This is a genomic window from Parazoarcus communis SWub3 = DSM 12120, from assembly GCF_003226565.1.
Classification (GTDB): domain Bacteria; phylum Pseudomonadota; class Gammaproteobacteria; order Burkholderiales; family Rhodocyclaceae; genus Parazoarcus; species Parazoarcus communis.
Genome location: NZ_QKOE01000007.1, coordinates 37,039 through 48,902, shown reverse-complemented (window position 1 = coordinate 48,902; position 11,864 = coordinate 37,039). Strand labels below are relative to the sequence as shown.

At 63.3% G+C, this 11,864-nt stretch carries 12 protein-coding genes and 1 tRNA gene; 7 read left to right on the top strand and 6 right to left on the bottom strand.

The genetic code is table 11. The features are described from left to right. Positions 1-3: 3 nt before the first annotated feature. Both DNK49_RS11625 and DNK49_RS11620 read left to right on the top strand, forming a co-directional pair. The gene (locus DNK49_RS11625; RefSeq protein ID WP_110524709.1) at positions 4-387 is read left to right on the top strand and encodes a response regulator; all 384 of its coding nucleotides are present in this window, start codon (positions 4-6) and stop codon (positions 385-387) included. Positions 388-393: 6 nt separating this feature from the next. Beyond that, on the top strand, positions 394-753 hold the full coding sequence (locus DNK49_RS11620; protein ID WP_110524707.1) for an Hpt domain-containing protein: 360 nt from the start codon (positions 394-396) through the stop codon (positions 751-753). Positions 754-760: 7 nt separating this feature from the next. Here the strand turns inward: DNK49_RS11620 and DNK49_RS11615 are convergent, their stop codons facing one another. After that, positions 761-2,020, bottom strand: a complete 1,260-nt coding sequence (locus DNK49_RS11615) for an HD-GYP domain-containing protein (protein ID WP_110524705.1) — start codon at positions 2,018-2,020, stop codon at positions 761-763. 238 nt (positions 2,021-2,258) lie between these two features. Between DNK49_RS11615 and DNK49_RS11605 the strand changes: the two genes are divergently transcribed. The 5 genes from DNK49_RS11605 (at position 2,259) to DNK49_RS11585 (ending at position 6,639) form a co-directional block, all read left to right on the top strand. Then, a tRNA-Ser gene (locus DNK49_RS11605) sits at positions 2,259-2,349 on the top strand. Positions 2,350-2,646: 297 nt separating this feature from the next. Next, positions 2,647-3,483: a sulfate ABC transporter permease subunit CysT gene (cysT, locus tag DNK49_RS11600; RefSeq protein ID WP_110524701.1), complete on the top strand. Its 837-nt coding sequence runs from the start codon at positions 2,647-2,649 to the stop codon at positions 3,481-3,483. Next, the gene (gene cysW / locus DNK49_RS11595; protein ID WP_110524699.1) at positions 3,483-4,448 is read left to right on the top strand and encodes a sulfate ABC transporter permease subunit CysW; all 966 of its coding nucleotides are present in this window, start codon (positions 3,483-3,485) and stop codon (positions 4,446-4,448) included. Before cysT ends, cysW begins: the two co-directional genes overlap by 1 nt. Positions 4,449-4,621: 173 nt before the next feature. After that, the gene (locus DNK49_RS11590) at positions 4,622-5,704 is read left to right on the top strand and encodes a sulfate/molybdate ABC transporter ATP-binding protein (RefSeq protein WP_110524697.1); all 1,083 of its coding nucleotides are present in this window, start codon (positions 4,622-4,624) and stop codon (positions 5,702-5,704) included. Continuing rightward, complete coding sequence (locus DNK49_RS11585; RefSeq protein WP_110524694.1) at positions 5,701-6,639, top strand: CysB family HTH-type transcriptional regulator; 939 nt, start codon at positions 5,701-5,703, stop codon at positions 6,637-6,639. Before DNK49_RS11590 ends, DNK49_RS11585 begins: the two co-directional genes overlap by 4 nt. A gap of 102 nt (positions 6,640-6,741) precedes the next feature. Here the strand turns inward: DNK49_RS11585 and DNK49_RS11580 are convergent, their stop codons facing one another. From DNK49_RS11580 to DNK49_RS11560, 5 genes are all read right to left on the bottom strand, one after another. Then, positions 6,742-7,755 carry a sulfate ABC transporter substrate-binding protein gene (locus DNK49_RS11580; protein WP_110524692.1) on the bottom strand — a complete coding sequence of 338 codons (1,014 nt, stop codon included), beginning with the start codon at positions 7,753-7,755 and terminating at the stop codon, positions 6,742-6,744. Between the two features lie 192 nt (positions 7,756-7,947). After that, a complete protein-coding gene (locus tag DNK49_RS11575; protein WP_243632333.1) occupies positions 7,948-8,994 on the bottom strand; it encodes an ABC transporter ATP-binding protein in 1,047 nt (348 codons plus the stop codon). After that, the gene (locus tag DNK49_RS11570; protein ID WP_110524688.1) at positions 8,961-9,980 is read right to left on the bottom strand and encodes an ABC transporter ATP-binding protein; all 1,020 of its coding nucleotides are present in this window, start codon (positions 9,978-9,980) and stop codon (positions 8,961-8,963) included. Before DNK49_RS11570 ends, DNK49_RS11575 begins: the two co-directional genes overlap by 34 nt. Further along, positions 9,977-10,885 carry an ABC transporter permease gene (locus DNK49_RS11565; protein ID WP_110524686.1) on the bottom strand — a complete coding sequence of 303 codons (909 nt, stop codon included), beginning with the start codon at positions 10,883-10,885 and terminating at the stop codon, positions 9,977-9,979. Before DNK49_RS11565 ends, DNK49_RS11570 begins: the two co-directional genes overlap by 4 nt. Continuing rightward, a complete protein-coding gene (locus tag DNK49_RS11560) occupies positions 10,882-11,859 on the bottom strand; it encodes an ABC transporter permease (protein ID WP_110524684.1) in 978 nt (325 codons plus the stop codon). Before DNK49_RS11560 ends, DNK49_RS11565 begins: the two co-directional genes overlap by 4 nt. Positions 11,860-11,864: the final 5 nt, after the last annotated feature.

Here is an 11,864-nt window from a genome sequence, read left to right as displayed (position 1 = left end):
TCCATGAGTTCGCTTGCCTTCATTACTGACGACAGTCCGGTCAACCGCAAACTGCCGGCAGCCTTCATGCAACGTCTTGGCTGGACGATCGAAGAATTCGCCGATGCCGAATCGATGCTGCAACGTCTGCCCGACATCCAGCCCGCGCTGATCCTGCTGGACATCTCGATGCCAGGCATGAGTGGAACCGAGGCCTGCCGCATCATCCGCGCCAATCCCGCCTGGCGGGACATACACCTGATTGCGTATACTGCGCACGGCATGGCGCAGGACCGCGAAGAGTTCCTCGACGCAGGCTTCAACGACATCCTGCTGAAACCGCTCAGCCTGGCTACACTGACCCAGGCAATTGCACCGGTCCGCAATGCCCCCTCAGCCGAGGCCTGATCCGCGATGACTGACCAGCTGTCTGCGTTTCACCACTTTGACCCGGTCGCCCTGCGTGATGACCTGATGGACGACGGCACCTTGACGCGGGAGATCCTCCAGCGCGCACTGGTCTGGCAGCAGGAAACCGTCGGCACACTGGAAGCGACGAATGACCGTCCGGGTCAAGGCAAGATCGCGCATTCACTGCGTGGCATGCTGGCGCAGATCCACGCCCATCCCGCAGCCCAGATGGCGGGCGCACTGGAACGTGCCTGCAAATCGGATGGCACGCCACTCGATACACTACGCCAGCAGTTGATTGCAGAGGTCGGACAACTCTGCGCAGAACTTGAAACTTACCTCAAGCGCCCGACGGCAAACTGACGCACACTCACGCAGCCGGGGTACGGCGCACACCGTCAGGCAAAGCCAAAGCCAGGCAGCTATCCAGTTCGGCAATCAGCACCGCGACGACATCCGCATCCAGCCGTCCTTCATCCACCATTGCCTGCACCCGTTCAACCACCGCCCTGGCATCCAGTCGGGGACGATACGGACGATCCTGCAACAAGGCCTGGAAGATATCTGCCACCGAGATGATGCGGGTTTCCAGGTCGATCTCACCCGCAGCGGTCCTGAACGGGTATCCCTGACCCAGCAGATTTTCATGGTGCGACCCCGCCCAACCCGGGATCGGCGTATCGGGAAAGATGCGTAACAGGATACGGTACGTATCATAGCTATGACGCGCAATATAGGCGCGCTCGTCGCGGTTGAGCGTCCCGGGTTTCTCAATGATCTCGTCAGGCACCCTCAGCTTGCCCATGTCGTGCAGCAGGCCTGCCAGCTCGATCATGATCAGGCTGTCACCGGTGCGCCCCATGGCCGCCGCAAGGTGGCGGCTGATTGCGGCGACGCGGCGGGAGTGGTCGTCGGTGTAATGACTTTTGGCATCCACCACACGTGAAAACAGGTCAGCCAGCTCAAGTAGCTCAGCCGTCTGCAACATGACCGGCGGCATCTGCTTGCCCAGCAACTCAAGCTCTTCATTCAGGTACAGCGGCTCCATCGACAGCCAGAAGGCCTCGGACGCTGCAACCTCGCAAAACGCCTCCACCAGACCTGGCTCGAACAATGTGCCGGACAGGCTGCGCACGCGATCGACGATCCCTTCCCGCTCCCAGATGATGTCGTTGGCCAGATGTCCGCCCACCAGATAAGGCGCCAGCAGCACGTCGACACGATCTACCAGATAAACCAGATTGGCCTCGATCCGGGTCTCCAGATCCACCTCGTGCATCGCCTGCAGATCTTCCCAGCGCGTATGGTGATAGCGCACCACACCGGCATAACGCGCTAGCACCGGGCAGGCCGCCAGATAGTCCGCGCCGCGCACGCAGTGCTCTTCGGCACCGTCCCACTCCAGGGTCTCGGTCAGGTTGCGGTGCTCGCGCACGCGCGAAACGCCACAATCGTGCAACATGCCAGCGTGCAGCAAATCCAGGCAGCGCGCCTGCGGCCAAGCCATCGTCTCGGCCACGACCCGCGCCATATGGCCAACACGCTTGCCATGCTGAATTTCATCCACGCCCACAAAATCCAGCGACGTGGTCAGTGCCACGATCGCGTCGTGCAGGTTGATACGGTGCATCAGGTTCTCCCGGGGATTCTGTCTCCGCTCATTGCCTGCCCGGCGGAGTCATTCTGTATGGAGCGGCATTTTACGCCAGTAAGACAATCCCAAGAGGAAACCCGCCAAGCTTGACGGACATACCGGACATCACCGCCTGAAACGAATGCAACCCGATCGAAAAACGCAATATCGGCAAAAAGAACGCAACAAGCGCTTCCCACCCAAGGGCAAAGCCGCTAGAATGCGCGGCTTCCACGGACAGGTGGATGAGTGGTTTAAGTCGCACGCCTGGAAAGCGTGTTTGGGATAATATCCCAACGCGGGTTCGAATCCCGCCCTGTCCGCCAGACATTAAAAAAAGCCCTTGATCTTTCAAGGGCTTTTTTGTTTTTTGTTCCAGGCGCTCTACATCAGACAGTGCCTTCCCAATCCGCTTCAACGCCACCAACATCCCTCCATAACTTAGCTCAAAATGGAATATCAATTCCATTTTTTATTACTTATACCCAATAAACCTTCTGATTAAACTCCAGCCATCATCCAATCAAGGACCGCAAGATGATGGCCGTCAAAACGATCCGGGGGGGCACCAGCAGTCACTGCGCCACCCCCGTTCTTCATCACCAGATCACGGTGAGCCGCTAATGGCTGCCACCAAGACTTTCAGGGTGTTGCCGGGCTTCAAGATCACGCTCGGCTTCACCCTGACCTACCTGTCACTGATCGTGCTGATCCCGCTCGCTGCGGTGTTCATCAAGACCAGCGAGCTGAGCCTGGGCCAGTTCTGGGATGTCGTCACCACGCCCCGCGTGGTCGCCACCTACAAGCTGTCGTTCGGGCTGTCGCTGGTCGCCGCGGCCATCAACACCGTGTTTGGCCTGATGCTGGCGTGGGCGCTGGTGCGCTATTCGTTTCCCGGCAAGCGCATCATCGATGCGCTGGTTGACCTGCCCTTTGCCCTGCCCACCGCCGTGGCCGGCATCGCGCTGACCGCGCTGTACGCCAAGAACGGCTGGATCGGTCAGTACTTCGACGCCATCGGGGTCAAGGTGGCCTTCGGGCCCCTGGGGGTGCTGGTCGCGCTGGTCTTCATCGGCCTGCCCTTCGTGGTCCGCACCGTGCAGCCGATCCTCGAGGATCTCGACACCGAACTCGAAGAGGCCGCGGTCAGCCTGGGGGCCGATCGCTGGCAGACCTTCCGCTTCGTCATCCTGCCCATCCTGCTGCCCGCGCTGCTGACCGGCTTTGCGCTTGCCTTTGCCCGGGCCGTGGGGGAATACGGCTCGGTCATCTTCATCGCCGGCAACATCCCGATGGTGTCCGAGATCACCCCGCTGATGATCATCACCAAGCTCGAGCAATACGACTACGCCGGCGCCACCGCCATCGCCGTCGTCATGCTGCTGTTGTCCTTCGTCCTGCTGCTGGTGATCAACGGCTTGCAGGCATGGACGTCCAAACGTACCGGGAGAGATCGCTGATGGCCGGCGCAACCACCCTGCATCTGGGCGGCGATCACGCCGCCCGCTTCGAGTCGCGCGCTGCCACGCGCGAAGCCCCCTGGGTCAAGTGGCTGATCCTGGGCGTGTCGCTGACCTTCTTCGCCACCTTCTTGCTGATGCCGCTGATCGCGGTGTTCGTCGAGGCCTTCCGCAAGGGCTGGGGTACCTACCTCACCGCGCTGAGCGATCCGGACGCCTTGTCGGCGGTCCGGCTGACGCTGACGGCGGCGCTGATCGCGGTGCCGCTCAACCTGGTGTTCGGGGTGTGCGCGGCGTGGGCGATTGCCAAGTTCGAGTTCCGCGGCAAGCAGTTCCTGATCACGCTGATCGACCTGCCGTTCTCGGTGTCGCCGGTGATTGCCGGTCTGGTCTGGGTGCTGCTGTTTGGTGCGCAGGGCTGGTTCGGCGGCTGGCTGATGGCCAATGACCTCAAGGTCATCTTTGCCGTGCCCGGCATCGTGCTGGCCACCGTGTTCGTCACCTTTCCCTTCGTTGCCCGCGAGCTGATCCCGCTGATGCAGGCCCAGGGGCGCGAGGAGGAGGAGGCCTCGGTGGTGCTGGGCGCCAATGGGTTCCAGACCTTCTGGCATGTGACCCTGCCCAACATCAAGTGGGGCCTGATGTACGGGGTGATCCTGTGCAATGCGCGGGCAATGGGCGAGTTCGGTGCGGTGTCGGTGGTCTCGGGTCATATCCGGGGCCAGACCAACACCCTGCCGCTGCATGTCGAGATTCTCTACAACGAATACCAGTTCGCGGCGGCCTTTGCCGTCGCCTCCCTGCTTGCGCTGCTGGCCATCGTCACCCTGGTGATCAAGACCTGGGTCGAGAACCGCGCCGCCCGCGCATTGAACCTAGAAACCGCAGTCAGCCGCTTGTCGATAGCCCGAAAGCCCGATGAACACGATGTTCTCGGTATCGGGCAGACACCGGCAATACGGTAGGCGCGCTATGCACCCGATTGCACGCCTGGCGGGCTGCCTGGCCGCGTTGCTCCTCATTGCAGGGAATGACCATGCGGCTTCGTCGCGCCTTGCCAGACAGCCCGCCAGACGCACACTCGGGCGCATCCAACTGCGGTTTCTAGGTTGTAGGATTCCATCAAGGACGACGCATCATGAGCATCCAGGTCAAGGACATTCACAAGCAGTTCGGCAGCTTCGTGGCGCTGGACAAGGTTTCCCTCGAGTTTCCCACTGGCGAGCTGGTGGCCCTGCTGGGGCCCTCCGGCTGCGGCAAGACCACCTTGCTGCGCATCATCGCCGGACTGGAGCAGGCCGATTCGGGTCAGGTGCTGCTCGAAGGCGAAGATGCCTCGGGCACCCATGTGCGCGAACGCCAGGTGGGCTTCGTGTTCCAGCACTATGCGCTGTTCCGCCACATGACCGTGTTCGACAACGTCGCCTTCGGCATGCGCATGAAGCCGCGGGCACAGCGTCCGTCCGAGTCACAGATCCGTACCAAGGTGCACGACCTGCTCCAGTTGGTCCAGCTCGACTGGCTGGCCGACCGCTTTCCGGCACAGCTGTCGGGCGGCCAGCGCCAGCGCATTGCGCTCGCCCGGGCGCTGGCAGTGGAGCCGCGCGTGCTGCTGCTCGACGAGCCCTTCGGCGCGCTCGATGCAAAGGTGCGCAAGGAGCTGCGCCGCTGGCTGCGCAATCTGCATGACGAGTTGCACATTACCTCGATCTTCGTCACCCACGACCAGGAAGAGGCGCTGGAGGTGGCCGACCGGGTGGTGCTGATGGACCATGGCAAGGTCGAGCAGATCGGTACTCCGGAGGAGGTCTACCGCCACCCGGCCACGCCCTTTGTGTACAGCTTTCTCGGATCCGTTAATCTGTTCCACGGCCGCATCGAGGATGGTACGGTCCAGGTCGGGGAGGATGTCCTGCACGATCAGCCGGACGCGTTCCGCCAGGGGGCCGAGGTGATCGCCTTTGCGCGCCCTCACGAACTGGATATCGTGGTCGACGGTGAGGTGGGCAAGGGGGTCTCGGCGCGCGTCAACCGGGTGCTGTCCTTTGGCATCACCGCGCGGGTGGAGCTCGATGGGGTCAATGGGTCGAGCGGACAGCACTACGAGGTCGAGCTCGCACGCAGCCGGGTGACCGAGCTGGGCCTGGCCGAGGGCCAGATCGTCCGCCTCGTGCCCTCCCGTCTCAAACTCTTCGAACGTCAAGCAGCGAGTCCTCAATGAACTTCCAGCAGTTGCGCATCATCCGCGAGACGGTGCGCCGCGGTTTCAACCTGACCGAGGTGGCCAATGCCTTGTTCACCTCGCAGTCGGGGGTGTCCAAACACATCAAGGACCTGGAGGACGAGCTGGGCGTCGAGCTCTTCGTGCGCAAGGGCAAGCGCCTGCTCGGCCTCACCGAACCCGGCAAGGAGCTGGTGGTGATGGTCGAGCGCATGCTGCTCGACGCTGGCAACATCAAGCGCCTGGCCGAGCAGTACAGCAAGCGCGATGAAGGCCAGCTGACCGTGGTCACCACCCACACCCAGGCCCGCTACGCGCTGCCCAAGGTGGTGACCGCGTTCAAGCGGGCCTACCCCAAGGTGCACCTGAAACTGCACCAGGGCAGCCCGGCCGAGATCGTGCAGCTCCTGCTCGACGGCCAGGCCGACATCGGCGTGGCCACCGAGGCGCTGGCCAATGTGCCGGAGCTGGCCTCCTTTCCGTACTACAGCTGGCACCATTCGGTGATCGTCCCCAACGGCCATCCGCTGCAGGCGCTGCCAAAGCTGACGCTGGAGGCGGTGGCCGACTACCCCATCATCACCTATCACGAGGGTTTTACCGGGCGGGCGCGCATCGACAATGCCTTTGCCAGCGCCGGGCTGGTGCCCGATGTGGTGATGTCGGCGCTCGATGCCGATGTGATCAAGACCTATGTGGAGCTGGGCCTGGGGGTCGGCATCCTGGCCTCGATGGCGTTCGTGGCCGGGCGCGACGGCGATCTGGTGCAGCTCGACAGCACCCACCTGTTTCCCGAGAACACCACCCGCATCGCGGTGCGGCGTGGCCACTACCTGCGTGGCTTCGCGTATCGCTTCATCGAACTGTGTGCGCCTGAGCTCACCGAAGCCCGGGTCATCGGGGCCCTGGGCAAGCAGGGTAGCGAGGCGGATTAAGCTCGTCCGGCACGCCCGCCAACCCCACATCGGCAAATCCAATCAGCAAGGCCCACCCGGCATCCGTCGGGTGGGCCTTTTCAACACGCGCTGCGCCGAGACTTACCTGGAAGCGCCGGTGATCTGGTCGAACACGCCGCCATCGCCGAAATGGGCCTTCTGTACCTTGCCCCAACCCCCAAACACTTCATCGATGCCGAACAACTTCACCTGGGCGAACTGCTTGGCATACTTGGCCTGTGCCGCCTTGTCGGTCGGACGATAGTAGTGCTTGCCGGCGATGTCCTGACCTTCAGCGGAGTACAGGTAGTTCAGGTACTCGGTCGCCACCTTGCGGGTGCCACGCTTGTCAACCACCTTGTCGACCACCGCGACCGGCGGCTCGGCCAGAATGGACACCGACGGCGTGATGATCTCGAACTTGTCCGGTCCGAACTCCTTCAGCGCCAGATAAGCTTCGTTCTCCCATGAGATCAGCACGTCGCCGATACCACGCTCGGTAAAGGTGGTCAGCGAGCCACGGGCACCCGAGTCCAGCACCTTCACGTTGGCATACAGCTTCTTGACGAATTCCTTTGCGCTGGCCTCGCTGCCACCCGGTTGCTGCAAGGCATAGCCCCAGGCTGCCAGGTAGTTCCAGCGCGCACCGCCAGAAGTTTTCGGGTTTGGCGTCACCACCTCGACACCCGGCTTGACCAGATCATTCCAGTCCTTGATGCCCTTCGGGTTGCCCTTCTTGACCAGCAGGACGATGGTCGAGGTATAAGGCGACGAGTTCAGCGGCAGCTTTTTCTGCCAGCCGGCGGCGACCGCACCACCGTTCTCGGTGATGGCGTCGATATCGCCAGCAAGTGCCAGTGTCACCACATCCGCCTCGAGGCCATCGATCACCGAACGCGCCTGCTTGCCCGAACCGCCATGCGATTGCTTGATGGTGACATCCTCACCCGCCTTCGCCTTCCAGTACTTGGCAAAAGCGGCGTTGTACTCCTGATAAAGCTCGCGGGTCGGGTCATAGGACACGTTGAGCAGGGTCACTTGGGCAAAAGCCCCCACCGACACCGTTGAGCCAAGGGCAATGGCCAGCAGGTTGCGGCGCAGATTCTTGAGGTTCATGTTTCGTTCCTGTTCGGTCGTCGAAAGATCGGAAAGCTCAATCTACGGACTCCCCATCGCCGAAGGAACGAAGATATTTTCACTTCCTTATTCAACGGTTCGAAGTGACGCTCCACTGACTTGCGGACACGCTGCAACACCCCAAAATACATCCACTCCCCACAAGCAGCTGGCCAAGAGCGGCACCAGACCTCAACCCGAAGTCAGATGGCACGCCGAATCATGCCCCGGCGCCACCTCGCGCAGGGCTGGTGCCTGCTTACTGCATACCGGCATCGCATGCGGGCAGCGCGGATGAAAATGACAACCCGACGGCGGTGCCAGCGGCGATGGAAGCTCGCCCTGGATCGGGATGAACTGCCGCTTGCCGACCTTCAGCGTCGGCGCCTCCGCCAGCAGCGCCTGGGTATACGGATGGGCGGGACGTCCAAACAACTCGCCTACCCTTGCCATCTCGACAACACGGCCGAGATACATCACCGCAACCCGGTCGGCCAGATGCCGCACCACCGCCAGATCGTGGCTGATGAAGAGATAGGTCAGACCAAGCTGTTCGCGAAGATCGGCAAACAGATTCAACACCTGAGCCTGCACCGACACATCGAGGGCCGCCACCGCCTCGTCGCACACCAGAAAGGCGGGCCTGACCGCCAGCGCGCGGGCAATGCCGATGCGGGCCCGCTGACCGCCCGAGAACTGGTGCGGATAACGGCTAGCCATTGTCGCATCCAGGCCGACACCTTGCAGACTGCGCGCAACAAATTCGCCCTGTTCACGACGCCCGATCAGGCCATGAACCCGCGGCGCCTCGGCAATCAACTCACCCACCGTCAGGCGCGGATTGAGCGATGCGTAGGGATCCTGAAAGATCATCTGGATACCCAGTTGCAGGCGTCGACGCTCGCTGGCCGGCAAGCGATCGATCGCCTCGCCGCACCAACGCCGTTCGCCCGCAGAAGGCGGCGTCAGCCCGACCGCGATCCGCCCCAGCGTGGACTTGCCGCAGCCGGATTCGCCCACCAGCCCGACCACCTCGCCCGGCATGATCGCCAGGTCAACTTGGTCGACGGCCTGCACCGAACCTGCCGGCGGGAGCCAACCCAATCGCGCCGCGCCCCGCTCAAGCCAGCCCTGCGCCGACCCAAACTGCTTGCTCACACCCTGCAGGGCCAATAGCGGCATGGTGCCGGTCGTACTGCCCACGCTCATGCCGACACCCGCGCCAAGGGATGAAAACACCGGACCTCGTGCCCCGGTGACACCGCCACCAGCGCCGGCACTTGCAGGCAGGCCGCGCTTGCCCGCGCACAGCGCGGCCGGAACGCACACCCCTCGGGCCGCTCGCCCAGGGCCGGTGGCAGGCCGGGAATCGTGCTCAGCCGTCGCGTCGCACCCGCGTTGTCGGCATGCTGGCTCGGGGCCGCAGCGGGCGTGGAATCCAGCAGGCCGCGGGTGTAGGGGTGGGCAGGCTGCGCCAGCACCTGGTCGACGGGTCCCTGCTCGACGATTCTTCCGGCGTACATCACACAGACCCGGTCGGCCAGCGCAGCCACAACCGCAAGATCATGGGTGATCCACAGCAGTGCAGTACCGGACGCCTGACACAAGGCCTGCATCTCGGCCAGGATCTGCGCCTGGATCGTGACATCGAGCGCGGTGGTCGGCTCATCGGCCACGATCAGGTCAGGCGCGTTGAGCAAGGCAATCGCAATCGCCACACGCTGGCGCATCCCGCCCGACAACTGGTGCGGATAGGCATGCAGACGCGCCGGGGCATCGGCGATGCCCACCCGCTGCAAGGCCGCTGCCGCCATCTCCAGCGCAGCGCCTCGCCCCACCCGGCGATGAGCGTGGATGGCTTCGACCATCTGGGTGTCGATCCGCAACACCGGGTTCAGCGTCATCATCGGATCCTGAAAGATCATCGCGATGCGCCGGCCCCGCAGTTGCCGCCAGGCGCGCTCGTCCGCGGCGCGCATCTCCTTGCCGCATAGACGAAAGGTATCGGCACTCACCTGACCGGGCGGCTCCACCAGACCCAGCAGCGAATACGCGGTCATCGACTTGCCCGACCCCGACTCCCCGACCAGGCCCAGCACCTCACCCGGCGCAATATGCAGGCTGATATCGTCCACCGCGCGCAGGACGGTCCCCCGCTGGGCAAAGCCGACACTCAGCCCGGTCACCTCCAGCACGGCTTGAGCCGCGTTGTGCACCGAGTTCATGACTTTCGCAACCTGGGGTTGAGCACGTCGCGCAACTGGTCGGCCACCAGATTGAGCGCAAGCAGGGTCAGCAGCAAGGCCAGCCCGGGGAACAGGCTGATCCAGTAACGACCGGAGTACAGATACTGAAAGCCGTTGGCGATCAGCAAACCAAGCGACGGCTCGGTCACCGGCAGCCCCAGGCCAAGGAAGGACAGGGTCGCCTCCAGCGCAATCGCTGCCGCCACCTGCAGCGCCGCCACCACCATCAGCGGCGGCAGACAGTTGGGCAACAGATGACGGAACACGATGCGCAGTGTCGACAAGCCCAGCAAGCGCGCCGCCTCGATGTAGGCCTTGTCGGCCTCGACCATGGCCACGCTGCGCGTGGTCCGGGCATAGTAGGCCCACTGCGAAGCCACCAGCGCGATGATGATCTTGTCGATGCCCTGACCAAACAAGGCCAGCAGGATCATCGCCGTCAGGATCGACGGAAAGGCCAGCTGGATATCCACCACCCGCATCAGCAAGGCGTCGAAGCGGCCGCCGAAATACCCGGCCACCAGACCCAGCGTCATGCCCACCAGCAAGGCAAGCAGTGTGGCCGCCACACCGACGACGACGCTGATGCGCAGGCCATACAGAATCGCCGACAACATGTCCCGCCCCTGGGCATCCGTACCCAGCAGATAGCGCAGCTCACCATCGCCACTGACGCTACCTGGAGGCAGGCGGCCATCGAGCATGTCGAGCTGCATCAAGTCGTAAGGATTCTGTGGCGCCAGCCAGGGCGCGGCGATGGCCGCCGCGACAATCAGCACCAGCAAACCCAAGCCCGCCAGGGCCAGCCGGCTGTCGGCATAGGCACGGATCCATCGCCGCAGCGGGTGATCGCGCATGACCGCAGCTTGGTCGGCAGCACTCATCGGCCCGACCCTCCGCGGCCAACGCGTGGATCAAGCAGCGCATAGACCAGATCGACCACCAGATTGATGACGATGTAGAGCAGCACGATCAGCAACAGGTAAGCGAGCACCACCGGGCGGTCGAGCTGGGTGATCGAATCAAGCAGCAACTTGCCCATGCCCGGCCACGCAAAGATGGACTCGGTCACCACCGAAAACGCCACCAGCGACCCAAACTCCATGCCCACCACGGTAACGACCGGAATCAGGATGTTCTTCAGCACATGCACCCCCACCACCCGGCCGGTTGACAAACCCTTGGCACGCGCAAAGCGGACGTAATCCTGCTGCAAGGCCTCGCGTGTGCCACTGCGTGTCAGGCGGATGATCAGCGCAAGCTTGAACAGGGCAAGATTGGTCGCAGGCAGGATCAGATGGCGCCAACCTTCGACAGACAAGACCGACAGCGGCAAACCAAACAGCTCGGTGGTCGGCCCCCGTCCGCCGGCTGGCAACCAGCCCAGTTGCACCGAAAACACCATGATCAGCATCAGCCCGACCCAGAAAGTCGGTAGCGAGAAGCCGACGATGGAGCCCGCCATGATGGTCCGCCCCCCTACCGTATCCGGATGCAGGCCGGCCCACAGCCCAAGCGGAACACCCAGCCCAACTGCAATCAGCATGGCCACCACCGCAAGCTCCAGCGTCGCCGGCAGACGTGCCAGGATCAGCCCGATCGCCGGACTGCCGTGGATGAAGGAATCCCCCAGATCACCACCCAGCGCACGGCTCAGGAAACGCCCGTACTGCACCCATACCGGTTGATCCAGCCCCAGCGCGGCCGCTGCCCGCGCCAGATCCTCGGTCGTGGCCTGGGGGTCGACGAGCAGGTCCAGCGGGCTACCGATCGCATAGACCCCGGCAAACACCAGCAAGGACATGACGACCAGCACATTGACCGCCTGCAGGCAGCGCCTGAGGATGAAAAACGGCATGCAGG

Excerpts from the sequence above, each read along its gene's own strand:
- DNK49_RS11590 (WP_110524697.1), top strand. The coding sequence starts at position 4,622 with ATGAGCATCCAGGTCAAGGACATTCACAAGCAGTTCGGCAGCTTCGTG.
- DNK49_RS11615 (WP_110524705.1), bottom strand. The coding sequence starts at position 2,020 with ATGCACCGTATCAACCTGCACGACGCGATCGTGGCACTGACCACGTCG.
- cysW (WP_110524699.1), top strand. The coding sequence starts at position 3,483 with ATGGCCGGCGCAACCACCCTGCATCTGGGCGGCGATCACGCCGCCCGC.
- DNK49_RS11625 (WP_110524709.1), top strand. The coding sequence starts at position 4 with ATGAGTTCGCTTGCCTTCATTACTGACGACAGTCCGGTCAACCGCAAA.
- cysT (WP_110524701.1), top strand. The coding sequence starts at position 2,647 with ATGGCTGCCACCAAGACTTTCAGGGTGTTGCCGGGCTTCAAGATCACG.
- DNK49_RS11565 (WP_110524686.1), bottom strand. The coding sequence starts at position 10,885 with ATGAGTGCTGCCGACCAAGCTGCGGTCATGCGCGATCACCCGCTGCGG.
- DNK49_RS11580 (WP_110524692.1), bottom strand. The coding sequence starts at position 7,755 with ATGAACCTCAAGAATCTGCGCCGCAACCTGCTGGCCATTGCCCTTGGC.
- DNK49_RS11585 (WP_110524694.1), top strand. The coding sequence starts at position 5,701 with ATGAACTTCCAGCAGTTGCGCATCATCCGCGAGACGGTGCGCCGCGGT.
- DNK49_RS11570 (WP_110524688.1), bottom strand. The coding sequence starts at position 9,980 with ATGAACTCGGTGCACAACGCGGCTCAAGCCGTGCTGGAGGTGACCGGG.
- DNK49_RS11620 (WP_110524707.1), top strand. The coding sequence starts at position 394 with ATGACTGACCAGCTGTCTGCGTTTCACCACTTTGACCCGGTCGCCCTG.
- DNK49_RS11560 (WP_110524684.1), bottom strand. The coding sequence starts at position 11,859 with ATGCCGTTTTTCATCCTCAGGCGCTGCCTGCAGGCGGTCAATGTGCTG.